General features: G+C 64.5%; 23 protein-coding genes. 14 read left to right on the top strand and 9 right to left on the bottom strand.

The annotated features are described in order from the left end of the window. Window positions 1-138: 138 nt before the first annotated feature. From AX709_RS12110 to trxC, 3 genes are all read left to right on the top strand, one after another. A complete protein-coding gene (locus AX709_RS12110) occupies window positions 139-1638 on the top strand; it encodes a Do family serine endopeptidase (protein ID WP_443026159.1) in 1500 nt (499 codons plus the stop codon). A 193-nt stretch (window positions 1639-1831) separates the two neighbouring features. Continuing rightward, complete coding sequence (clpB, locus tag AX709_RS12105) at window positions 1832-4441, top strand: ATP-dependent chaperone ClpB (protein WP_066549602.1); 2610 nt, start codon at window positions 1832-1834, stop codon at window positions 4439-4441. Between the two features lie 61 nt (window positions 4442-4502). After that, entirely contained in the window at window positions 4503-4940 is a 438-nt protein-coding gene (gene trxC / locus AX709_RS12100) for a thioredoxin TrxC (protein WP_066549601.1), read from the top strand. A gap of 82 nt (window positions 4941-5022) precedes the next feature. On the opposite strand, the gene AX709_RS12095 is transcribed toward trxC, so the two are convergent. Continuing rightward, on the bottom strand, window positions 5023-5535 hold the full coding sequence (locus tag AX709_RS12095; RefSeq protein WP_066549599.1) for an NADH dehydrogenase ubiquinone Fe-S protein 4: 513 nt from the start codon (window positions 5533-5535) through the stop codon (window positions 5023-5025). Between the two features lie 53 nt (window positions 5536-5588). Continuing rightward, entirely contained in the window at window positions 5589-6059 is a 471-nt protein-coding gene (locus tag AX709_RS12090; protein WP_066549598.1) for an Hsp20 family protein, read from the bottom strand. Between the two features lie 269 nt (window positions 6060-6328). Here AX709_RS12090 and AX709_RS12085 point away from each other — a divergent pair, with 269 nt between their 5' ends. Continuing rightward, a complete protein-coding gene (locus AX709_RS12085; protein WP_231727516.1) occupies window positions 6329-6979 on the top strand; it encodes a hypothetical protein in 651 nt (216 codons plus the stop codon). Window positions 6980-7258: 279 nt separating this feature from the next. On the opposite strand, the gene AX709_RS12080 is transcribed toward AX709_RS12085, so the two are convergent. After that, window positions 7259-7540 (bottom strand): glutaredoxin family protein, encoded by a 282-nt coding sequence (locus AX709_RS12080; protein WP_007406284.1) that lies wholly within the window; start codon window positions 7538-7540, stop codon window positions 7259-7261. Beyond that, window positions 7540-8286, bottom strand: coding sequence for a redoxin domain-containing protein (locus AX709_RS12075; protein ID WP_066549597.1), 747 nt, complete (start codon window positions 8284-8286; stop codon window positions 7540-7542). Before AX709_RS12075 ends, AX709_RS12080 begins: the two co-directional genes overlap by 1 nt. Window positions 8287-8691: 405 nt before the next feature. Here AX709_RS12075 and AX709_RS12070 point away from each other — a divergent pair, with 405 nt between their 5' ends. Further along, a complete protein-coding gene (locus AX709_RS12070; protein WP_231727515.1) occupies window positions 8692-9015 on the top strand; it encodes a hypothetical protein in 324 nt (107 codons plus the stop codon). A gap of 116 nt (window positions 9016-9131) precedes the next feature. Here AX709_RS12070 and AX709_RS12065 read toward each other — a convergent pair whose 3' ends face one another. After that, window positions 9132-9794: a BON domain-containing protein gene (locus tag AX709_RS12065; protein ID WP_066549595.1), complete on the bottom strand. Its 663-nt coding sequence runs from the start codon at window positions 9792-9794 to the stop codon at window positions 9132-9134. A 313-nt stretch (window positions 9795-10107) separates the two neighbouring features. On the opposite strand from AX709_RS12065, the gene AX709_RS12060 reads away from it, so the two are divergent. The 8 genes from AX709_RS12060 (at window position 10108) to AX709_RS12025 (ending at window position 17318) form a co-directional block, all read left to right on the top strand. Beyond that, a complete protein-coding gene (locus AX709_RS12060) occupies window positions 10108-10575 on the top strand; it encodes a Dps family protein (RefSeq protein WP_197418949.1) in 468 nt (155 codons plus the stop codon). A gap of 152 nt (window positions 10576-10727) precedes the next feature. After that, window positions 10728-11540 (top strand): universal stress protein, encoded by an 813-nt coding sequence (locus AX709_RS12055; RefSeq protein WP_066549591.1) that lies wholly within the window; start codon window positions 10728-10730, stop codon window positions 11538-11540. Window positions 11541-11557: 17 nt separating this feature from the next. Continuing rightward, window positions 11558-11893: a hypothetical protein gene (locus tag AX709_RS12050; protein WP_066549590.1), complete on the top strand. Its 336-nt coding sequence runs from the start codon at window positions 11558-11560 to the stop codon at window positions 11891-11893. A 46-nt stretch (window positions 11894-11939) separates the two neighbouring features. Beyond that, entirely contained in the window at window positions 11940-12686 is a 747-nt protein-coding gene (locus AX709_RS12045; RefSeq protein ID WP_066549589.1) for an HAD-IIB family hydrolase, read from the top strand. 149 nt (window positions 12687-12835) lie between these two features. Further along, entirely contained in the window at window positions 12836-13783 is a 948-nt protein-coding gene (locus AX709_RS12040) for a DnaJ C-terminal domain-containing protein (RefSeq protein WP_066549587.1), read from the top strand. 91 nt (window positions 13784-13874) lie between these two features. Then, on the top strand, window positions 13875-15749 hold the full coding sequence (gene dnaK, locus AX709_RS12035) for a molecular chaperone DnaK (RefSeq protein ID WP_066549582.1): 1875 nt from the start codon (window positions 13875-13877) through the stop codon (window positions 15747-15749). 75 nt (window positions 15750-15824) lie between these two features. Then, window positions 15825-16364: a nucleotide exchange factor GrpE gene (locus AX709_RS12030; protein WP_066549581.1), complete on the top strand. Its 540-nt coding sequence runs from the start codon at window positions 15825-15827 to the stop codon at window positions 16362-16364. Window positions 16365-17078: 714 nt separating this feature from the next. Further along, window positions 17079-17318, top strand: a complete 240-nt coding sequence (locus AX709_RS12025) for a hypothetical protein (RefSeq protein WP_066549578.1) — start codon at window positions 17079-17081, stop codon at window positions 17316-17318. 57 nt (window positions 17319-17375) lie between these two features. On the opposite strand, the gene AX709_RS12020 is transcribed toward AX709_RS12025, so the two are convergent. The 4 genes from AX709_RS12020 to AX709_RS12005 form a co-directional block, all read right to left on the bottom strand. Beyond that, entirely contained in the window at window positions 17376-18719 is a 1344-nt protein-coding gene (locus AX709_RS12020) for a glycoside hydrolase family 130 protein (protein WP_066549577.1), read from the bottom strand. Further along, window positions 18710-21019 carry a glycosyltransferase family 4 protein gene (locus AX709_RS12015; RefSeq protein ID WP_066549641.1) on the bottom strand — a complete coding sequence of 770 codons (2310 nt, stop codon included), beginning with the start codon at window positions 21017-21019 and terminating at the stop codon, window positions 18710-18712. Before AX709_RS12015 ends, AX709_RS12020 begins: the two co-directional genes overlap by 10 nt. A 55-nt stretch (window positions 21020-21074) precedes the next feature. After that, the gene (locus tag AX709_RS12010) at window positions 21075-22187 is read right to left on the bottom strand and encodes a mannose-1-phosphate guanylyltransferase/mannose-6-phosphate isomerase (protein ID WP_066549576.1); all 1113 of its coding nucleotides are present in this window, start codon (window positions 22185-22187) and stop codon (window positions 21075-21077) included. Between the two features lie 218 nt (window positions 22188-22405). Beyond that, entirely contained in the window at window positions 22406-23515 is a 1110-nt protein-coding gene (locus AX709_RS12005) for a tyrosine-type recombinase/integrase (protein ID WP_231727514.1), read from the bottom strand. A gap of 278 nt (window positions 23516-23793) precedes the next feature. Between AX709_RS12005 and AX709_RS19590 the strand changes: the two genes are divergently transcribed. Continuing rightward, entirely contained in the window at window positions 23794-24015 is a 222-nt protein-coding gene (locus tag AX709_RS19590) for a TetR/AcrR family transcriptional regulator (RefSeq protein ID WP_082731768.1), read from the top strand. The last annotated feature ends 14 nt before the right edge of the window (window positions 24016-24029 follow it).

The following is a 24029-nucleotide window of genomic DNA, read 5'->3' as shown; positions in this document are numbered from 1 at the left end:
AGATGCTGCGGCCCGCCCTTTCCATAGCACTGACAAAGATCAGCGTTTGGCCGAGCCGGCACGCTTAGCTTGCCCAGGTCTTTGGTGCTCGATCGGCTCGCCGGAAGGCTGATCGAGCTGATCGACAGGAGATCCTGGATGCGGAGGTTCATTTTCGTTCCAGCGTTGTTGCTGGCGGTCGCCTGCGATACGCGTAGTCACGCCCAGACGGCACCGCTGAATGCGGAGGGTTCCGGCCGCCTGGAGTCGGCGCGTGGGGCGCCCCCGAGCTTCGCCGATCTTGCCGCCCGTCTCTCACCGGCTGTCGTGAACATCTCGACGACGTCGCGTGTCAGGGCGCGGAGAATGCCCGAGTTTCCAGGCGGCCTTCCGTTCGGCGGCCTGTTTCCCTTTCCGGAGCTGGGCCGGCCGCCCGCTCCCCGTAACGCGACGTCGCTCGGATCCGGATTCCTCATTTCGGCAGATGGCTACGTCGTCACGAACAACCACGTCGTGGCGGGTCGCGGCGCGGGCGTGCAGGTCCAAGCGATCAAGGTCACGCTGACCGGCGGGCAGGAATATCCGGCTCGCGTGGTCGGGCGTGACGAAGCCTCCGACCTCGCTGTCCTGAAGATCGAAGCCAACAACTTGCCCTTCGTGCGCTTTGGTGACTCGCCGGGCGCGCGCACCGGCGACTGGGTCCTGGCAATCGGGAATCCCTATGGCCTCGGCGGCACGGTGACGGCCGGAATCGTGTCCGCCCTTCATCGGGACCTCCGTTCAGGGCCCTATGACAGCTTCATCCAGACCGATGCCTCGATCAACTCCGGCAATTCAGGCGGCCCGCTCTTCGACATGCAGGGCAATGTGATCGGGATCAACACCGCGATTATTTCTCCCACCGGGGGCAACGTCGGGCTCGGCTTCGCGATCCCGGCCGAGATCGCAAAGCCGGTCGTCGATACGTTGAGAGCCGGCGGTCGCGTCCGCCGTGGCTATCTCGGCCTCCTGCTGCAGCCTGTCACCGAGGATGTCGCTGCCGCGCTGGGCTTGCAGAAGGACCGCGGCGAAATCGTCGCGGAAGTGCAGCCGAACCTGCCGGCGGCGCGTGCGGGCTTGCGGCAGGGCGATGTCATCTTGCGCGTAAATGGGACCGAGATCACGCCGGAGAACTCGGTAGCCAGGCTTATCGCAGCCGCTCCCGTCGGCTCGCGGGTAACGCTCGAGGTGCTTCGCGAAGGTGCCAGGAAAACGCTGACGGCTGTGGTTGCCGAGCGGCCGGCAGAAGCGAGCCTCAACGGCGAGGACGAAGAATTCGACCTCGACGACGATGGTGAAGGGAAGGCGAGCGCCTCCGCCGGGCTGGGCCTTTCCGTGCGGCCGCTCACGCCCGCGCTTGCGAGCGAACTGCGGGTCGATCCTGGAGCCCAGGGTCTGGTCATCGTGCAGGTCGATCCTTCCAGCGACGCCGCGGCGAAAGGACTGAGCGAGGGCGACATCATCCTGTCGATCAACCAGCAGGCTGTGCGGACCGCACAGGAGGCGGTGGGCTTGATCGCCGCAGCGAGGAAGGCGGGACGTAAGCAGGTGCTTCTGTTGGTGAAGCGCGGGTCGGTGCCACCGCGGTTCGTCGGCGTCGAGCTCTCCGGGAAGCCCTGAGAAATGGCGAGGAGAGGAGGACGGGGGTGCGGCACTTCTCCTCGCCTTGCGTGTTGGACGAGGCGGCTGATGCTTGCTCCGATCGCGATCGGACGCGACCTGCCGATCGATGCGCCGACGGAAAGTCCGCGCGCGAGGCCTCCGCTCGCTCCGCACTTCCGCCGGCTCTGTTTGTCGAACAGGAGGAATCGGGATGAACCTTGAGAAGTATACGGACCGCGCGAAGGGCTTTCTTCAGTCCGCGCAGACTGTCGCAATCCGGCTCAATCATCAGCGCATCGCGCCGGAGCATATCCTCAAAGCCCTGCTCGAGGACGAGCAGGGCATGGCAGCCGGCCTGATCCGCGCCGCCGGCGGCAATCCGGACCTGGCGACCAGCGAGGTCGACGCTGCGCTGGCCAAGCTGCCCTCGGTCACCGGAAGCGGGGCGTCCCAGCCTCCCGGGCTCGACAACGATGCCGTCCGTCTCCTCGATCAAGCCGAGCAGATCGCCCAGAAGGCCGGGGACAGCTATGTGACGGTCGAGCGGTTGCTGCTGGCGCTTACCCTCGCGACAGGCGCGGCGGCTGGCAAGGCGCTGGCGCGAGCGGGCGTGAAGCCCGAGGCGCTGAACGAAGCGATCAACCAGCTCCGCGGCGGGCGCGCCGCCGACACGGCAAGCGCCGAGGATCGCTACGATGCGCTGAAGAAATTCGCCCGCGACCTCACCCAGGCCGCCAGGGACGGGAAGCTCGATCCGGTGATCGGCCGGGACGAGGAGATCCGACGCACGGTTCAGATCCTGGCGCGTCGGACCAAGAACAATCCCGTGCTCATCGGCGATCCCGGCGTGGGCAAGACCGCGATCGTGGAAGGGTTGGCGCGCCGCATCGCCAATGGCGACGTTCCCGACACGCTCAAGGATCGCAAGCTGATGGCGCTCGACATGGGGGCGCTCATCGCCGGCGCGAAGTATCGCGGCGAGTTCGAGGAGCGTCTCAAGGGCGTGCTCGACGAAGTGAAGGGGGCCGAGGGCGACATCATCCTCTTCATCGACGAGATGCACACGCTGATCGGCGCGGGTAAGACGGAAGGCGCGATGGATGCGGGCAACCTCTTGAAGCCGGCGCTTGCCCGCGGCGAGCTGCACTGCATCGGCGCGACCACGCTCGACGAATACCGCAAATATGTCGAGAAGGACGCGGCGCTCCAGCGCCGGTTCCAGCCAGTGTTCGTCGGCGAACCGACGGTGGAGGACACAATCTCCATCCTCCGGGGTCTCAAGGAAAAGTACGAGCTGCACCACGGGGTGCGGATCACGGATGGGGCGATCGTCGCGGCGGCGACGCTCTCCAACCGCTACATCACCGACCGGTTCCTGCCCGACAAGGCGATCGACCTGATGGATGAGGCGGCAAGCCGGATCCGCATGGAGGTCGAATCCAAGCCGGAAGAGATCGAGACGCTCGACCGGCGCATCATCCAGCTGAAGATCGAACGGGAAGCGCTCAGGAAGGAGTCGGATGCCGCATCCAAGGATCGCCTGACGCACCTCGAGCATGATCTCGCGCAGCTTGAGCAGCAGTCGGCGGAACTTACACAGCGCTGGCAGGCGGAGCGGGAGAAGATCCAGGCCGAGGCCAAGCTCAAGGAGCAGCTCGACCAGGCTCGCCTCGAGCTTGACCAGGCGCAGCGACGCGGCGACCTCGCCCGCGCTGGCGAGCTGAGCTATGGCGTCATACCGGGTTTGGAGAAGCAGCTGGCCGACGCTCAGACGGCGAGCCAGGGCGCGATGCTGCGCGAGGAGGTCACCGCCCAGGACATCGCGGCGGTCGTCTCGCGCTGGACGGGCATCCCGGTGGACAAGATGCTCGAAGGCGAGCGCGAAAAGCTCCTCCATATGGAGGAGGCGCTCGGCAGGCGGGTCATCGGCCAGCGGCAGGCGGTCACGGCGGTCAGCCGCGCGATCCGCCGTGCCCGCGCGGGCCTGCAGGATCCGGACCGGCCGATGGGCTCGTTCCTATTCCTCGGCCCGACCGGCGTCGGCAAGACCGAGCTAACCAAGGCGCTCGCCGGCTTCCTGTTCGATGACGACAGCGCGATGGTCCGCATCGACATGTCGGAGTTCATGGAGAAACACTCGGTCGCGCGGCTGATCGGCGCCCCGCCGGGCTATGTCGGCTATGAGGAAGGCGGCGTGCTGACCGAGGCGGTGCGGCGGCGGCCCTACCAGGTGATACTCTTCGACGAGGTGGAAAAGGCGCACAACGACGTCTTCAACGTGCTCCTGCAGGTGCTCGACGATGGCCGGCTGACGGACGGACAGGGCCGCACGGTCGATTTCAAGAATACGCTGATCATCCTCACCTCCAACCTCGGCAGCCAGTATCTTTCGAACCTGGCGGAAGGGGAGACGGTCGAGAGCGTCGAGCCGCAGGTGATGGAAGTGGTGCGGGCGCATTTCCGGCCGGAATTCCTTAACCGGCTCGACGAGATCATCCTGTTCCACCGCCTCGGCCAGGCCGACATGGGTCCCATCGTCGACATTCAGGTCGCGCGCGTCCAGAACCTCCTCAAGGACCGCAAGATCACGCTCGACCTCACCGAGCGCGCGCGTGCCTGGCTCGGCCGCGTGGGGTACGACCCGGTCTATGGCGCGCGTCCGCTGAAGCGCGCGATCCAGCGATATCTTCAGGACCCCCTGGCGGACCTCCTCCTGCGGGGCGAGGTGCCGGATGGCTCGACCGTCACCATCGATGAAGGGGACAGCGAGCTGACATTCACGACCAACGTATCAAGGCCTGCCGAGGCGCAGGCTGCTTGAAAGGACCCATCGCGGCGGCGACCCGCTGCCGCGATGACCTGCCGCGAACGAGGATTCATCGATGGCCGAAAAGCGTCGGGTCGTCTGCCCCCATTGCGATGCCACCAACGCGGTGCCCGCCGACCGTGAGCCGCTCGTCGCCAAATGCGGGCGTTGTCATCAGAAGCTGTTCGAGGGCACCCCTGCCGCCCTCGACGCGGCGAGAGCGCGCAAGCATATTCGCAATTCGGACCTGCCGGTGATCGTCGACTTCTGGGCGGCCTGGTGCGGCCCTTGCCGGGCGATGACGCCGATCTTCGAACAGGCGGCGCGCTCCCTCGAACCGAAGGCGCGCTTCATCAAAGTTGATGTCGACGCCAATCCCCACATCGCATCCGAGTACGGCGTCCAGGGAATTCCTGCGTTGCTCGCCTTTAAGAATGGTAATGTCGTCGCGCGCCAGGCTGGCGTCACTGATCTAGGCACGCTGAGAGGGTGGGCCGAGCGGTTCAGCACCTAAATCCCAGTGCGGCGGCGGCTCGACCTGCATCGGGCGCGGCGGTGCTGAGCGGCCGCCGCCTGGGATGCCGCACGATACAGTGTCAGGAGCGGTCCCGCGCCAAGGTGTCGGGCCATCCCGCGATCGGCGCGTCATCGAGCTGGAAGCGCTGCTTGTTGACCGGCTCGGTATGAGCGCGCGGAGGCTCATGCACGTCGTAGGGCAAGTTCAATCGCTCGCAATATCGCTCTGCCGCCTCGCGGGTTGGAAAGCGAAGGTCGACCTGAACCAGAGGATCCTCACCACCGGTCCACCCCATCAGCCAATCTACAAACGGCTTCTTCCTTTGCGGGTAACTGAGCCTCCACTGCCCCTTCCGCGCGCGCCCGCCCTGGTTCGTCGCCGTTGGGAGCGGCTCGAGGACGGCCCGCGCGTCCTCCGGAAGCGCGCTCAGGTAGCGGAGCCACGAGCGGTCATCCTGCGAATTGCGGCCGGACCTGACCTCTTCATGGGCGATCAGCGGCCCTGGGCGCAGTTGTCGGCGCGAAACACGGGCAAGCCTCGCCCTGAAGCGGGCAGACGCTGCCGCTCGGGCCTTCGCGAGTCGCGCAATCATAAAACGTCTCCTTCCAAGTGCGCGCCACCGGCCTCTCGATGGCGCGCAATCTCTTAAGCCTGGGCCTGGTCCTTCTCGGTCGTGGATGCCGGCTGGGCGGTGGTGGAGATGTCGAGTTTGCGTGGCTTCATCGCCTCGGGCACCTCACGCTTCAGCGTGATGGTCAGAAGACCGTTTTCCAGTGCGGCCGACTGCACGATGACGAAGTCGGCGAGCGGGAAACGACGCTCGAAGGAGCGTGTGGAGATGCCTTGATGCAGGTACGTGGCCTGGGGTTCTCCCCCGGCTTTGCGTCCGCTGACGGTGAGCATGTTCTGTTGCGCCACCACTTCCAGTTCGTTCGGTCGGAAGCCGGGAACTGCGACCGAAATACGATAGGTGCCGTCTGCGCGCCTTTCGATGTCGAACGGCGGGTAGGGCTCGGCCGCATCAGGCGCGGCATTGTTCATCAAGTCGAGAAGCCTGTCGAAGCCGATGGTAGAGCGCCGATAGGGCGCCAGATCTAGATAATTCGCTGCTCTCATCGCCAAATCCTCCTCGTGAGCAATTTGGACATCTGAGGCGTCGGAGAGAGAGCCGACGCCCTCTTGTCCTGCCGGGCCCGCAGAGGCACCCGGCACAATTTAGCTAGTACTGGTGAAGTCGTGTTCAAGACGGCGTGAAGCCGCTTGGGTGACTTTTTTGGCTCTCGGGCCCGAGCGCCAAGAATGCGGGAGCAGTGCGGAGCAACGGCTGATTTACATCAGGGCGTTTCGAGCGGCGACCGGGGAGACATGGAGTATTTCGGTCATCAGTGGAGCGCAGCGTGCCGCAAGAGTCGGAGCAGAGCATTGTCCAAACCGTCCGGGCTCGGGAAGTCGTCGGCACCGTGCACAATCTCGAACTGCTCGAGAGCATGGTTGTCGCACTCAGCGCCGCGGGCTTCGACAAAAGCGATATCGACCTGATGGCCAGCCGCGAGGCGGTCCTAAAGAAGCTGCCGGCGATCTATGCTGATCCCATCCACCTGGCCGAGATACCTGAGCTGCCACGACGCGAGCTCGTAACGCGCGATGAAGGGACGACGGTCACGGGTCTGGTGTTCGGGACGTTGATCTCGCTTGCCGCGCTAGGGGCAGCTTTGCCGGTCGTGGCATCCGGCGGAGCACTCGCAGCGGTGCTTGCCGCTACGGCCGCCGGCGGCGCGGCCGGAGCGGGAATTGCGAAGGTCGTCCGCAGCGCAATTCTTGGTGGCGTCGGCGCGGAAGATTTGGAACGCGATCTGCGTGGGGGAGGATTGGTCGTCTTCGTTCGCGCGCGCGATGCCGCCGCGGAGGAAAGGGCTCAGCAGATCATGCGGAAGTCAGGAGCTCTCAACGTGCACGTGCACGAAATCGAGCTGAAGAAGACTCTGGACGAGTTGCCCCTTGCCACGATCCAACCCGATCCGTGGCTCGCCACTTAGTCCGCAGGGGCCTGGCGGCCCGGCGCGCTCGAGAAATCAGAACGGGGGGGCCGATCTAACCCTGAGCCCGTTGGGTCGTACCTCGGGCGTTTGGCCGTAACCACTCGTGTGGCGGCCGCGGCATCATGCTCAGCCGCCTATAAGATATGGGCGCCGTAGATTTGTTGGGGGGGAAGGGCACCGGACAGCGTGACGGGCGGAGTGATAGCATCACGCTGCCCGGTGCGACGGCTCGCCGGCCGGGGGGGCGAGTGGCCAGTGCGAGCCGTATTCCTAAAGCTAACGGTATCCGGCGCGGGCCAGCGCCCATTCGAGTTCGCGCATCGAGGGCTGCACGAGAACCTGTCCCCCGAGCTTGATCGTCGGACTGGCTAGCCTGCCTCCGGCCAGCCATTCGAGCTCCGACCGCACTTCCGGATGGGCTTCCCAGTCGACGAAGCGATACGGGATCCCGGCTCGATCGAGATACCGCCGGACCATCATGGTGATGCCGCACCAACGGCTTCCATAGATGACGATCGGAGCGGCAGCCGAGCCGCGTGCTCGATACGCGGACGCCATTATTCGCGTCCCCCAGTTGCTGGCGTTCCAACAATCTCGTCGAGCTTGGCGAAGAGCTCATAGATGTCGGGAACATGCTGGAGCTTCGGCGAGACGTGGGCGTAACGGATGACGCCCTCTCCATCGATGATGTAGAGCGCGCGCTCGGAAAAGCCATCAGCGTCGCGCCATACGTTATAGCGGCGCGCGACTTCTCCCTTGGGATTGAAATCCGCGAGGAGAGGCATCGAGAGTCCGCGGGCGGCGGCCCAGGCGCCGTGGCTGTAAAGGCTATCTACGGATATCCCGACGATCTCCACGTCGCGCTTCTCGAACTCGCTCCATTCCTGCTGATAAAGGTCCAACTGCTTGCTGCAGCCCGGGCTCCAGTCGAGCGGATAGAAGACGAGGACGATCGCCCGTCCCGCATAGGATGAGAGGGTGACTTCCCGGCCGCTAGCGTCCAGCAGGGCGAACTCTGGCGCTTTCGCTCCCACGCTGAGAGGAGAATTGATCGCATCTCCCTCCATCGCAGGCGCATGCTCGTGGAGGCTTTTCAGATCATCCAGAGTCGCGCCGGCCGGTGCCTCGAAGGCAGGGCGGGCCGAGCCGGCGGAGCGCCACAATTCCTGAATCATGCCGTGGAGCAGCGATAGAGCCTGCTTTTCCGGGCCGTCCGGAAGCTTGGGCGCCAGCGCCGCGAAGTCGGTGCTGAGCTGTTCCAGTCGACTTGGCTGGGGGGCCAGTGTGCCTGCGTTTCTATCCAAGTTGAGGGCTCCTTGCTGGCAACGTGGTCCGTCTTCGCGAGGAATGGCGCGACGAACCGCTCTGATGTCGCCGACTCAACCTAGCCCGGTCGCCCGGTGGCGGGCTGAGATAGATCAGAGCCCGGATCGCCCTTGCGACTAACCCAAGATCGCCGCTCGACGTGGCTCGGCCGCAGGAGGTCGGTAGCCCCATGGAGCGCGGCGACCACCGATGAAGGGGCGACGATCGAACGCATAGAGCAAGAGGTTGAGGTGAAGATGAAGGCAATCAGGGCTGCTCTCCTGCCCGCAATGCTTCTTGGCATAGCCGGGTGCACCACCACGGGGTCCGGTATCGGCGTTTCGAGGGGCGGGTCGACGACAGCGACGTTCGTATGGAAATCGAGCGGTGCCCGATCGGGCACGATGACCGCTAACCTGAGCACCGGCGCGACCTATGCAGGCCCGTTCTTCCAGATCACGAGCGAGACAACCATTGAAGAGCTCGGCCCGCTGTGGACCGGGTGGGGCAACCGGTGGAGATGGCGCGGCTGGGCCTATTGGGGTCCCACCCAGAGCACGCTCACCCATTATAGCGGAAGAGTCCTGGCCAACCTAGGCGGGCCGGACGGGCAGATGCGGTGCCATTTCCGGCTGATGCGGCCCGGCGCAGGCATGGCTGGCGGTGGCCAAGGCCGCTGCCAGTTGCCAAGCGGGACGATCATCGACGCGACCTTCCCGCCGACCTGACGGGTCCTCGCTCAAATCCGTCGGGAAGGTTACGCCGGTCGGCGATGGGTTCGTGCAGGTCGATGCTGCGCAGCCGGCGAAGGCGGGGATAGCCAAAGCCATCCCCGCCGGTTGCATCAGGGCAGGATCCTGATCTGATTGTCGACGCTCGACACGCCGGGCGCAGACCAGGCCGACCGCTCGGCTTCCTGGCGCTCCGCCCAGGTCCTCACGGTGCCCTTGAGCGTGATCTTGCTGCCGTCGACCTCGACCTGGACGCGCTGCGCGTCAACCTGCGCGCTGCGGACGAGCGCATCCTCGATCTTCTTCTTGACGTCGCCTGGGTTGACCCTGGGCTGGACCGTGATCGTGTTGGTAACGCCCTTCACGCCGGCGATCGATCGTACGGCGCGTTCTGCCCATTCCTTCTGGAAGTTCCATTCCACGTGGCCCTCGAGCGTGAGCCAGCCGCTCTTGACGACGATCTTGATCTTGTCGGCGCTGCTGGGCAGCTCGCGCTTCAGCGACTTGACCGCCTCCTCGGCAATCTCGGGATCGAGGCGCTCGGTCGAGAGCTTGACCTGAATCTCGTTGGCGACGGCCTTCACCCCCGAAACCCGCTTCGCCGCCTTCTCGGCATAATACGAGTCCATGTAGCTCTTGGTGACGCCGCTCAGCGTCACGATGCCGTCCTTCACGGCGACGGCGATCGTGTCTTCATGCTGGATCGACGGATCGTATTGGATCTCGCTCTCCACGTCCTTCTTGATCGTGGCGTCAGTGCGGAAAAGTGAAACCATCTCGGATCCTCCTGTCTGCTACGGGCATCCAAGCCCCAGTTGGTACTCCGCCGCGGTTCACCTATTCTGCGAGTCGAGCCCGCGCGCTGACCCACGTCAGCCGAAATCGGGGACATCAAAGGGTATGCGTTGGCCGAGCAGCGACATTGGCGTGCACGTCTGATCTGGGTCAGTTTGCCGCGCGCTTCGCGGGCTAAAGTTGGCGCGACCTCAGGAGCCGCGCACGTGGCTGAGGATGGCATAGGAGCTGCGACCGCATCGGCGGAATAGTGACCGCGGAGGCGGCGCCATTTGCAGGACAATTCGAATGGCCATGAATATCGGAATCGATGAGGCAAAGAGGAAAGAGGTTACCGGCGGCTTGGCCCGCTTGTTGGCGGACACCTACACCCTCTATCTGACGACCCATAACTTTCACTGGAACGTCTCGGGGCCGATGTTCAACAGCCTGCATGCGATGTTCATGGCGCAATACACCGAATTGTGGAACGCCGTTGATCCGATTGCGGAGAGGATACGCTCTCTTGGTGAGCCGGCGCCGGGGTCCTATGCGCAGTTCGCCGGGCTCAGCTCTCTTGCCGATGCGCCCGAGACGCCCCCGAAGGCCGAGGCCATGATCAGGATCCTGGCCGAGGGTCACGAGGCGACTGCCCGATCGGCTCGCAGCCTCTTTCCTGTGGCCGATGAAGCGGGCGACCAGGCGACCGCTGATCTCGCGACGCAACGCGTGGCGGTTCACGAAAAGGCGGCCTGGATGCTCCGCGCACTCCTCGACGAGTGAGCTGACCTCCGCAGTCCACGCTCCGACGGGCGGCAGCGATCGGCGGGCACCGCGTCTGACCTATGTCAGCGTCCGCGATCCTTCCGCTGCTTACCATTCTGCTGCTGCGGCCATTGCCTTTCGGCCGACCACGCAATCGAAAGGATCGGTAGATGAAAACAGGATTGCTCCACGTGGCCGAGGACAGGGGCGGAGACGCGCGGCTTGACGCGGCAGTCCAGCTTGCCCGGGCATTCGACCTTCATCTGACGGGCACGCAGGCTGCGCCGCTGTCGGCCTACGCAATGGCCGACCCCTTCGGCGGGGTTTACCCATCGGTGAAGCTCTTCACGGAGCACGAGAAACGACAGGATGCCACGCGCGCGGCCGTGGAGGCCAGACTGCGCGACGAGGGTGTGACCTTCGACTGGGTACGCGGAGCTGGTTCTCCTGGGACGGTGCTTCTCGATCAATCGCGGCTGAGCGACGTGATCATCCTCAGTCATCTCGAAAGCGACAAAGGAGGCTGGGACGCCGAACTCGACCTCGTCGGCGATGTCGCAGTCCATTCGCGCGCTCCGATCCTCTCGGTGCCTTATGACAACGGAACGCTTGATCTCGAGGGCACTGCACTCGTCGCATGGAACGCTTCGTTCGAGGCCGCGCAGGCGCTGCGTTTCGCGGTTCCGCTCCTGAGCCGGGCGGCGCGCGTCCAGATCGTGACGATCGGGGACGACGCTCCCGAGTTTCCCGCCGCCGGCGCCGCCGCCTATCTCTCGCATCATGGCATCCAATCGGAGTTGCTCTCGGTGCCCCGCGGTGAGCTCAGCGTGGGAGAGGAACTGCTGAACGTCATCATCGACTCGCGGTCGAGCTTCGCGGTTCTCGGCGCCTATGGGCATTCGCGCATTCGCGAACGTATCCTCGGTGGGGTCACGCGCGAGATGTTGCTGCGGTCCCCGAAGCCGCTGCTGCTGGCCCATTGAGCAGGGGAGAACGATCGATGCGCCGGTTCCTCGCCGCGACCGCCTTGTGCGTCGCACTCGCTGGATGCGGAACGCAGAAGGCCGAACAGCCTGCCGCCGCCCAGACCGCCACGAGCGACGGGATAAACAATTATCAGCAGGCGGTGATCAACCTCAACGAGGCATCGCGGAAGGCTGTGCTTTTCCGTGCGATCCGAGATGCCGGCCTTCCGTGCCAGAACGTCATTCAAGCCGAGCGGCTGCCCGACGAGAAGGACGGGCCGGTCTGGCGCGCGCAGTGCGAGGACAAGTCATATCACCTCATCATCGTCCGCGCTGACGGAACAGCCTATGTGGTGAGCCGAACCCGATGACCGCACGAGGCGAGCGCGATGTCGACGCACTTCGGACGGTGGCAGCGTGAAGCAGCTGATGGCGTTCGATCTCGATGGCACGTTGGCCGAGAGCAAGGCCCCGCTCGATGACGAGGTAGCCGGGCTGCTTGCCACGCTCTTGTCCTTCGCGCAGGTGGCGGTGATTTCCGGGGGCGACTGGCCTCAGTTCAAGAAGCAGGTCGTCGATCGGCTGCCGCCGGGTGCCGAGCTGGGACGGCTGTGGATCCTGCCGACGGCAGGAGCGAAGCTCTTCCGGTTCGCCGGAGAGTGGCGCCAAGCCTATTCGGAGGCAATCACGCCGGCCGAGAAGGCCCACATACTCAAGGAGCTGGACCGGGCGATCAAGGCTGCCGGGCTCGATCGCGATCCCGCATGGGGGCCCCGGATCGAGGACCGCGGCACGCAGATCACCTATTCAGGGATTGGGCAGAAGGCGCCGCTCGAGGCCAAGGAGGCCTGGGATCCGGATCGGCGCAAGCGGCTACAGCTCCAGGAGATGTTGAGGCGGACCCTGACAGAATGGTCGGTCAATATCGGAGGCACCACCTCGATAGACATCACCCGGGCAGGAATCGACAAGGGTTTCGGGCTTCGCAAGCTCGCCGCGGAGAGCGGCGTTCCTTTGAAAGACATGGTTTTCCTCGGCGATTCGATTTTCCCGGGTGGCAACGACTATCCAGCCGTCACCGTCGGAGTCGATGCAGTCGCCGTTCGCGACGTGCAGGAGACGAAGAGCATTCTTCATGCTCTGACGCTGTGGCTAGGCCGTTGAGCCCGCCAGACGATGGTGGGTCGGTCTAGCTCCGATGGCAGTCGCGGGGGCTCGGGACGAACGGAAGATTCTGACGGAACGATTTGCCATCTCATCTGCAGCGCAGGGCGATCGCAGGCGATGAGGGGCCGGGACAGGGACTGAATAGAATGGCGGATCCATACCAAACCCTGAACGTCCCGCGCGATGCCGACGATGCCACGATCAAGAAGGCATATCGCAAGCTCGCCAAGGAGTATCATCCCGACCGTAACGCGGATAAGCCGGGGGCGGCGGAACGCTTCGCTGCCGTGACCGCGGCCTATGACCTGCTCACCGACAAGGACAAACGAGCGCGCTACGATCGCGGCGAGATCGACGAGGACGGCAATCCAAAGGCTCCCTTCGGCTTCTCCGATTTCGATGGCGCCGGTCCTTTCGCCCGGCGCGGCGGCTTCCGGGCGGGCGCCGATGGCGGCGCGACAACCTTCGAATTCAGCGGAGACGAGGCCGACTTCGCCAGCATCTTCGGCGACTTGTTCGGCCGCGGGGCCACCGCAGGTGGAGCGCGCCGGCACGCGTCGTATCGCGCTCGCGGAGCGGACGTCGCGTATCGGTTGAATGTCAGCTTCGAGGATGCCGCGGCTCTTCGACCGCAGCATATCGACCTGGGGGGTGGGAAGGCTCTCGACCTGAAGCTGCCGGCAGGGTTCGAGTCCGGCACCCAGCTGCGTCTTCGCGGGCAGGGTGAGGATGGTCCCGGAGGCGCTGGCGATGCGATCGTCATCCTCGAAATTCAGCCGCACCGATTCTTTGCGCGCGAAGGCGACGATGTATTGCTAGACCTGCCGGTGCGCTGGGACGAAGCCGTGCTTGGCGCCAAGGTGCGGGTCCCGACCGTTGACGGGCCGGTTTTGCTGACGATCCCGAAGGGATCGAGCTCGGGCCGCACGCTTCGGATCAAGGGCAAGGGGTTCCACCGGCGGGACGGTTCACGCGGCAATCAGTTGGTCCGCCTGATGGTGCATCTGCCTTCCGGAGACGCCGAGCTTGAGGAGTTCGCCCGCACCTGGGCCCAGCGTCATGACGAGAATCCGCGTGCCTCCATGGGTGTCTGAGGCGGCCTTGCGCGACAACTGATCCAGGTCAGGACTCACGAGCGCGATACTCTCCATCGTCGATGTTCGATTTTCTCATTCGGAGGCTGGCATGGCGAAAGCAATCGGCATCGATCTCGGCACCACCAATTCCTGCGTCGCGGTGATGGAGGGCAAGGAGCCCAAGGTCATCGAGAATGCCGAAGGTGCCCGGACCACCCCATCCATGGTGGCCTTCCGCCCTGATGGCGAGGTGCTGGTCGGAGCCGCCGCGAAGCGTCAGGCCATTACCAATCCGGAGCAGACCCTCTTCGCGATCAAGCGCCTGATCGGACGCCGCTACGATGACCCCATCGTCCAGAAGGACAAGGGCATGGTGCCCTACAAGATCGTTCCCGGCACCAATGGTGACGCCTGGGTCGAGGTGAACGGGAAGAAGTCGAGCCCCAGCGAGATCTCCGCGCACATCCTGCGCAAGATGAAGGAGACTGCCGAGAAATATCTGGGCGAGCCGGTCACCGAAGCCGTCATCACCGTTCCGGCCTATTTCAACGACGCCCAGCGGCAGGCGACCAAGGATGCAGGGACCATCGCCGGTCTCGAGGTTCTGCGCATCATCAATGAGCCAACGGCTGCCGCCCTTGCCTATGGGCTGGAAAAGAAGAAGGCAGGCACGATCGCGGTCTATGATCTTGGCGGCGGCACGTTCGACGTATCCATTCTCGAACTCGGCGATGGCGTGTTCGAAGTGAAGTCGACCAACGGCGACACCTTTCTCGGCGGCGAGGATTTCGACAAGCGGATCATCGACTTTCTCGCGGACGAGTTCCGCAAGGAGCAAGGGATCGATCTGCGCCAGGACCGGCTCGCGCTCCAGCGCCTGAAAGAGGCGGCCGAGAAGGCGAAGATCGAGCTCAGCTCGGCATCGCAGACGAGTGTCAACCTGCCCTTCATTACCGCGGACCAATCCGGTCCGAAGCATCTCGACATCAGCCTCACGCGCGCCAAGCTCGAGGCGCTGGTCGATGACCTCATCTCCCGCACCGTGGGGCCGTGCAAGGCGGCGCTGGAGGATGCAGGGCTCAAGGCCGACCAGCTCGACGAAGTCGTGCTGGTCGGCGGGATGACCCGCATGCCGAAGGTCGTCGAGGCGGTGAAGACCATCTTCGGGCGCGAGCCGCACCAGGGCGTCAACCCTGACGAGGTCGTGGCACTCGGCGCGGCGATCCAGGCCGGCGTGCTGAAGGGCCAGGTCGAGGACGTGCTGCTCCTCGACGTCACGCCATTGTCGTTGGGAATCGAGACGCTCGGCGGCGTGATGACCAAGCTCATCGACCGGAACACGACGATACCCACCAAGAAGAGCCAGACCTTCTCGACGGCGGAGGACAACCAGCCCGCTGTGACCATCAGGGTCTTCCAGGGCGAGCGGGAAATGGCCGAGGACAACAAGCTCCTCGGCCAGTTCAATCTCGAGAACATCGCACCCGCGCCCCGAGGCGTGCCGCAGATCGAGGTGACGTTCGATATCGATGCAAACGGCATCGTGAACGTTTCCGCGACAGACAAAGGGACCGGGCGCGAGCAGAAGATCACCATCCAGTCTTCGGGCGGGCTGAGCGAAGAGGACATCAAGCGTGCGGTCAGGGACGCCGAAGAGCATGCCAGCGAGGACAGGAAGCGGCGCGAACTGGCGGAAGCGAAGAACCAGTCCGACGCTTTGATCTTCCTCTCCGAAAAGACGCTTGCGGATGCAGGGGATCGCGTTGCGGCCGCGGATCGGCAAGCCGTCGAAGACGCGGTTTCGAACCTGAAGACGGCCATGCAGGGCGACCAGATCGAGGACATCCGCGCGCGCGGCGAGGATCTGCAGTCTGCGACCCAGAAGGTCGCCAGCGCCCAGCGCGCGGAACCGGGCAGCACATCGTCGGCTGACGACGGGATTGTGGACGCCGAGTTCGAGGAGGCGGACGACGCGAAGAAGTGATCCGGTCCGTTCCGCTGATCACAGTTTGGTGAAGTGGCGCCTGCCGCTTGCACGGATGAATGAAGGCTCGGGCAAATGAACCAGGACGACATCGCTGAAGGAGGACAGTCTCCAGCGCCGCAGGAGCAGGTGGTGGAGAAGCCCGAGTCCAAGCAGGCGGCCGCGTCGGAAGCCGACGAGATGCGGGAGCGGCTCCTGCGTGCCCTGGCCGATGCCGAGAATGCCAGGAAGCGCGCCGATCGCGCGCGTGCCGAGGGGCGCGAGAGCGGGATTGCAGACCTGGTCTCGAAAATCGTTCCCGCTCTGGACAGCCTCGATCTCGCCATCGAGGCGGCCGGCCGAACCGAGGAAAGAACGCAGCCGAGTGTCGATGCCCTGCTAAACGGGCTCCGGGCGACCAGTCGCGCGTTTCTCGATGCGCTGATCAAGGTGGGCGTCGAGCGAATATGCCCCGGCACGGGCGAGGCGTTCGACCCCAACATCCATGATGCGATTTCATCGCGATCTGATGACGAGACAGGTGACGGCCTGGTCCTCGAGACCCTCCAGCCCGGATACAGGGTTGCTGGCCGGCTTGTGAGGCCCGCGCGCGTCGTGATTGCAAGGGCGAGCTGAGCGGGGCGGCGGATCCGATGGTACGGTTCGCCTCCGCCGCTGACGCCTCCGGAACACGGCAATGCTTTGGCCGGCTGCTGCGACGCTCGGTCCGGTCCACAAGGGGGAACTGGTGGTGCGGCGTGCTCGCCCTTGTCTCGGCCGCGCATGTCGACTCGGCGTCTGCAAAAAGCGGGCCCCAGCTCCCGACTTTCGAAGTCCACGAGGTCGGGAGCGGCGATCAGCCGAGCTATGAAATCGCAATCCTCGCCCCGACACGCTGGCCTGACCGGTCGGTGCGAACGGGGTTGCTGAGGAAAGCGGCGCAAGTCGCTGCGGGCCGTGGGGCGCGCTGCTTTGCGATCGAACGCGCACAGTTAAGCCGCGATGTGTCGTATGTGCCGCTCCGATCCGGTCATATGACCATTTCGACGAGCGGAAGCGCGGCTGAATGGCGCCGCTATTGGCGGCTCTATCAGCATGTGCTCGATAAGCCAGGCGTTCATTTTGGCCTCGGATCCGCACCTCGAATTGGAAGCAAGGTAGTCGAGGGGCGAATGATCATTCGTCTCTGCGGACCTGGTGTCGAGACGTCGGGCGATCTCTTCGAAGTGGAACGGATTTTGTCAGGCATTCGCACTTCCAACCCAGCCGGAAGCCGTTGATGGTCTGATCCTCTCTCCGCGACCTCGTCTTTGCAGATGTTCTCGCGAGTCAAGGTGGCGGAGTAGGCGTATGTCCGTTGTCGTCCTGATGATCGAGCACCTCGGAAAGGTCTTCCTGTCGACGCATCCGAATCATGCAATCGCCTGGTCCACGCTTTTGTCCTACGTAAACGGCACCTGGCCTGAACGTTTCCCTGACCGGCCGCCTCCAGAAAACGAGGAAGAACGCGTCACGATGTTCTTCGCGGGGGAGGGGGACGAGTATGTCATCGCGGAGGCGGACGTCGAGACCGACACGACGCTGCACTAGGCAAGTGCCTGCTGGTGCGCGACTAACGTCCGCTGCGCCGTCAGAGTGAAGGAAGGATCACGCGTCCGTTCGGTCCCGGATCGGCTCCACATCGTGGGCGAGTGGGGACCGGGCGGCAGCTGGCGGCGACAGCATCGCCAGCAATTCCGCCAGGTCAATCGACGCGAAGCTCACGGAGCTGTCCGCCACGCCATACGGCATGATCAGGCGGCCGGCGTGCGCCAACGCACCGCAGGTGTAGACGACGTTGGGGACATAGCCTTCGCGTGCTTCATCCGAGGGCGAGAGGAGCGGCACTGCTGTTCGGCCGATGACGCGGCTGGGGTCATCCCGATCGAGCAGCAGCGCCCCGATGGAATATTTGCGCATGGCGCCGACGCCGTGGGTGAGCACCAGCCACCCTTCTTCCAGCTCAATTGGTGATCCGCAGTTGCCGATCTGAATGAGCTCCCAGGCAAATTCGGGGCGGGCAAGAAGTTCGCCATGCTCCCAGCGATGGAGATCGGAGGAGCGCAGCAGATAAAGGCTTTCGCCATCCTGCCTGCCGATCATCAAATAGTCTCCGTCGAAACTACGCGGGAAGAGCGCCATGCCTTTGTTGCGTGCGGCGCTGCCCTGGAGCGGGCGAAGCTCGAACGTCTCGAAATCGCGGGTCTGGAGGATTTCCGAGGAGATCGCCTTGCCGCTGTAGGCAGTATAGGTGCCGTAATAGGTATGGCCGCCATCATTCTGCTCGAATCGTACGAGGCGTAGGTCCTCCAAGCCGTTGCGCTGCGCGGGCGTGAATGGAAACAGCACCATCTCGTCGAGACGGTTGCTGCAGTCATGACGGCGAAAGACGACTCTGCCATCGTCGTGGCTCTCGGCTTTGGCGGCGACCGCAAGATCCGGTTCCGGCTCGAGTTCGAGCGAGCCGTCTGAGAGGACGATGCCTTGGCGGAACGTCACCGACGAGATGTGCCCTTCGCCGACGGCGCGCAGGGACAGGATGAAGCGCAATGCCCCATGCGGGAGCCCCGTCTGGTCAGGATGAGGTACGATGCTCGGGTTCATGACCGCCGCGGCACCGAACGAATATTCATGGCAAAAATAGGCGCCGATAAGCTGACGCTGCGAACGGTCTAACGATCCGGTGAGACCCATGTCACTCGCGACCTGATCGTAACGCTCTTCGAAAACCTTGCGAATCTCACGGTGCCGGCTCTCGAAATCCGCGAGCACGAGGGCAAGCTCCGCTTGGGTCGTGCGGCCGTCCATCGCCCGCACGGCAGCGATGATCCGGCGCATCCGCTCATTATCGACAGGGTTGAGGTCCCGCGGCTCCGAAGCGATCTGCAAGGGCCGAACGACCACCCTGGAAGGGTTCGGAAGGAGGTGCAGGCTGGATTGGATCAGCGGCATGCCTTGCCTCCGGACGCGGCCACCGGGCGCTCCTCGCTTGTGTCCGACACGGCCGCCTTGTTGCGCAAGCGCGCGATCGCCAGGGCTGCAAACTGGTAGGCGAGGATGGATTCCGCGCCTTGGTTGAGGTTCACCCGATCCACCTGCAGGCCATCGTAGCAACCGCCATCGGGGCTCGCGATCCGCACGCCGAGGTCGTTTGCGCCGAGATACCAGGCAAACGCGGCTTCGGCATGGTCCCGCCATCGGCGATCGCCGTCCTGCGCGAATGCGAGCGTGCAGGCATCGATCGTCGCCCAGGCCTCGAGCGGCTGCTGATCGAAGGCACGCGGCGGTTGAAAGGCCGCGCCGAAGCTTTGGGTGCCGACCGGCCGGAAATGGCCTTCCGGAGCGGTCTGCTGGCGCCGGAGCCAGTCCAGCGCCTCCAGGGCGTCCTGTCGCATGTCCGTGCAGCCGAGGACGGTACTCGCCAGCAGCAGTGCTTCCGGCAGGCGGGCATTGTCATAGGCAAGGACCGGCTCGAACCACGTCCAGGCGTCCCGCCTTACTGTACGAAGCAGGTCGTGCAGCTCCCCGGCGAACGATTCAAGCTGAAGCCTTGCCGGTCGGTGGCCCGGGTAGACGCTGAGATGCGCTGCTAGGCCGAGAATGGCGAAGGCGCGGGCGCGGGGGCTGGTGAGGAATGCGCTTGCCGGGATCACCTTGTCTGCAAGCGCCGTCGCCCAGAGCTTGAGACCGTGATTGCGGGTGAGCTCGGCCGTACGGCCGATCGCCCAGACGGCGCGGCCGAAGCTGTCCTGTGAACCTTCCTGTTCGAGCCAGCTCCGGTCGAAACCCATGAAGTTGCGAAAGCGCTGTGACTGCTCGTTCCAGGCAAGGTCGACGAACGAAGCGTAGGTAGGCGCCAGGGCGAGCGCACGCTTGGCCTCGATTCGCTCTGCTTCGAACTGCGTGGCGAGCATCAGCGCGCGGGCGTTATCATCGAGGCAATAGCCATGGCGCCGATCCGGGACGGTGGACCGGCTGTGCTGCAGCATACCGCACCCATCGCTCATCCGCGCCACGGCGCTAAGGCTTGGCTTCGGCGGCTTCGACTTGGAGGCGTGAAGCTGTACGACGCCCGGCTTTCCAAAGACCTCGATGCGCGCCCACTGGAAAAGCGTCGTATAGCGCTCTGCCACCACCGGCCAGATCATGTCACGGCCGGCTTGATAAGCGTTGCGCCGCATCTCGTCGCGAAGGTTCCTGTCGGACAGAACGGCGCCCACGGATGCGGCGAGCGCCTCGGGCGAACCGAAGGGGACGAGCTGACCGCGACGCCCGGCGAGCAACTCCTGCGCGTGCCAATAGGGGGTAGAGATCACCGCCTTGCCCAAGCCGACAGCGTAGGCGAGCGTTCCGCTCGTGATCTGCGCCTCGGAGAGATAGGGCGTCACATAGATGTCGCAGGCCGAGAGCCACGCCTGCAAGGTCGGCGCGTCGACATACTCGTTCACGAAGCGCACATGGCTCTCGAGACCGAGGCGGCGGACGCGACTTGCCAGCTCGTCGCGGTAGCGTTCGCCCTCGCGCGCCGCCAGATGAGGGTGCGTCGCGCCGAGGACGATGTATACGAGATCTGGATGGTCCTTCACGAGGCGATGAAGCGCTTCGATCATCACCTCGATGCCCTTGTTCGGGGAAAGCAGGCCGAAGGTCAGGATGACGCGATGGCCGTCGAGCCCGAAGCGGTGCTTGTGGAAGGCCGGGTCCAGGAAGGGCAGATCGGGGATGCCATGCGGGATCACGGCGATCTTGCCGGCCGCCACCTCCATATCACGGGTAAGGATCGTTCGGCCCATCTCGGTCATGACGACCAGGCGGGATGACCGCTCGGCGAGAGCGCGCATCACCCGTCGTTGATCCGGGTCGGGCTGCGTCAGCACCGTGTGAAGCGTCGTGACGACCGGCGCCCGAAGTCTCTCGAGCATCGGCAGCAAGTAGCCGCCTGCCTTCCCACCAAAGATGCCGAATTCATGCTGAACGCAGATGACGTCCGGATTGAGCGCATTGAGGTGGTCCGCGGCCGCCAGGTAGGCGTCGGGATCGTCCTGCGCGATCTCGTAACCTACTTCCTCCGGGTAGCGGTGCCGGGTCCCAGGATCGTTCATCGCGACAGTGGAGAGACCGGCGTCGGGCGATATCTGGCGCAGCGCTTCGTGCAGATCGGCGGTGAAAGTCGCGATGCCGCAGCGTCGAGGAGGGAAATTGCCGATCAGCGCGATGTGGCGAACCGGCGGCGTCAGAGCATTGCCGTTCATCTTACTCTCCATTCCGGGCGTCTTCGAGTTTCGTGTAGCCGATCCCATTTCCTGCTCAGGAGGCGGCGGGCGTGGCGATCGACAGGGTGGCGGTTCGCTGCGGTCGTCGCGGTGGCGGAGGCGTCGCTTGGCCGGCCCGTTGAACCAGTCGGCGCACCTCCTGAGCACGCTCCCGCGGGATCACCAGCACGACGTCATCTGTGGCAACGATGACGAGATCGGACACGCCTAGCGCGGCAACGCGGGGCCCGCTCGTCCGGATCAGGCATCCATGGCTTTCCAGCGCTAGAACATCGCCGTGCAGCGCATTTCCGCTGTCGTCTTGGGCCTCGATCTCATGAAGCGCATCCCAGCTCCCGATATCCGACCATCCCACGTCGACGGGAACCACCGCCATGCGCGCGGCGTGCTCCATCACGGCATAGTCGATCGATTTCGACTCTACGGACGCGAAGGCGGCTCTATCGGGAATCACTCGAATGCCCTCGCGATGGGCGTTCGCCAAAGCCTTGCGGACCGATTGGAGAAGCCCGGGCGCGTGAACCGAGAGTTCCTCGATCAGGCGGTCCGAGCGGAGCAGGAAGATGCCTGCGTTCCAAACATATCCGCCATCGGCAAGCATGCGTTCCGCGCGTGCCGCCTCCGGCTTCTCAACAAAGCGATTCACCCGGTTAATTTCGCCGGAGAGCGGCTCTCCCATGTGAATATAGCCATAACCGGTCGCGGGGCGGTCTGGAGTGATGCCGAACGTCACCAGCCAGCCGTCCCGGGCCAGAGGAAGAGCCCGGTGCACGGCCTCGTCGAAGGACTCTACGTCCCTGATCACATGATCGCTCGGCATGACCAGCAACAAGGCGCTCTCGTCCGTGCTTTCGAGCGCCGCCATGGCAAGGGCGGCGGCGGTGTTGCGCCCGATCGGTTCGAGGAGCAGTCGGGAGGGTGGGCATCCCACTGCTTCGAGCTCTCCGAGGATCTGCCGCTCATGGTTCTGACTGGCGACGACGACGGGGGAGCTAGCTTGCGCGATACTCCTGGCACGCAAGGCCGTCTGCTGCAGGAGGCTTTCCTCGCCTGCCAGTGGAAGGAACTGCTTCGGTGTCTGCTCGGTGGAGAGTGGCCAAAGTCTCGTCCCTGCGCCGCCGGAAAGGATGACGGGGATGAGCTGCATGAATCAGGCCCTTGTCGCGAAGTCCCGGCATGGGAGCAGCGCGCTCCAGGGACAATTTTCCGATTTCCTTTCAGCGTTGGGCGCGATCCGGATGGCCGCACTCGCCGCCAAGGCTACGTGACGGTAAGGACGGGGCGGCTGCCGCACCCTGCGCTAGATCAGTCGCAGCGTCACTGCCTGATCATGAGGGCGGCCGTCGCGAGCGGCGGCGTTCTAGGTCAGAGAAACCGCTCGCCGGCATGGTCGCGGAACCGCTCGGCCGAGCGGACATAGTCCGAGAGCACCTGCACCGTCTTGTGGCGGCTGACCTCCTGCATCTTGAAGATCGTCGCGCCCTGACTGGCCGCTTCGGTCAGGAACCCAGCGCGCAACGAGTGACCGGAGAATCTGGCGGCATCGTAGCCGGCGGCGGCGGCATAGCGCTTGACCAAGCGCGCGACTGCCTTGTCGGACATCGGCTCGGCGGTGAGCTGGTCGCTTCGGGTGAGGCGGCGGAACAGCGGGACCGCCGCTTCTTGCGCGGGCGTGCGGATGATGCCGGCCTCCAGCACGCGCACGGCGCCGATCCAGTCCAGCAGCAGCGCCTTCGGGCGCAGCCGGGTGCCTTCGGGAATGGCGATCGTCGCGCCTTCGCCGGCCTGGTCGGTTTTTGTGGCGCCCAGATACAGTTCGATCCCGTGCTCGAGGATACCGACGCTTTCGAGTGTCAGTGCCACCAGCTCCGAACGGCGCAGCGCGGCGGCCATGCCGATCGCGAGCGCGGCACGATCGCGACGGGCGCGCAAGCCGTCGCCCTTGATCTGTGCCAGCATGTTGCGGAGCGCGGCCGCGTCTGCGGGCTCCTTGCGGGTTTTCTTCGCCCGTATTTCGTTGCGGATGCCGGCAAGCGCCTCGCGCAGGCCTCCGGCTTCGGGGTGCGCGGTGGGCGCTGGATAGTTGCTTGTGCGGTGATGGTGACCGATTGCCGCGACGCGCCGCTCGATAGTGCTTGGCTTAAGACCGGACGCGGCCTGGTTGGCGACGAACGCGGCTATCTGTTCCGGATGTGCCGGCATCGCTACGAGGCCGCGGGCGCGGCACCAGTCGGTGTAGATGATCCAGTCTGAATCATAGGCGCGATGGGTCGAGGCGGCACGCGCGGCCTTCTTGTAGGCGGCCGCGCGTTCGAGATCCTCGTGGAGCACGGCAAGCATCGCCGCGTCCGGCGCCAGCGCCGGCAGCGTGACGGGCTCGGGCTCGAGTTCGTCGGGGCTTGGGTATTGCAAGATCGGTGCCGCGATTCGATGGACTGTCCAAGGTGGTTTGCCACCCCTGCCCGGCGAGCTCAAGTCTGTCCGATAAGAAAGATTATCGGACAGACTTCTGGGGCTGTGCCGCTGAGGCTGTTGTCGTTGCGTAAGATAGCCGCACATCGATCGGCTCTCCGCGATTTTGACGTTTGATCGCCGGCCGGTGGGCCGAAAGTGGCGTAGGATCATCGGACAATAGCTTTGAATCGCCGGACCTAAGCTGAGCGACTGCGGTTCACGTCCAAGGGCAGGTAAATGGCCGTCACGAAATAGAAAGCCGCTAGTCCGGTAACAAAGGTTATGTCGCGTTAGAGCAGATCGCACAACGTGCCGGTGTTGGCCGCGGAGCGCTCTATCGGAACTTCTCTGACCGCGATGCGATGATCGTAGCAGTTCTCGAGAGGCTCCTTGACGAACTTAGAGCGGTGGTCTCGCAGCATGCCGATGAACCCCGACTGTTTGAGGAATTCATCAAGCACTATGGCGGAGTGGCCGCCTTGTCCCCCGTCAGCACCAATGGCACAGATTTGAGGTTGTGATTTAAGGAGGGTTG

It is taken from the genome of Sphingomonas sp. CCH15-F11, from assembly GCF_001557005.1.
Lineage (GTDB): Bacteria > Pseudomonadota > Alphaproteobacteria > Sphingomonadales > Sphingomonadaceae > Sphingomonas.
This window is presented reverse-complemented; position numbering and strand designations above follow the sequence as displayed.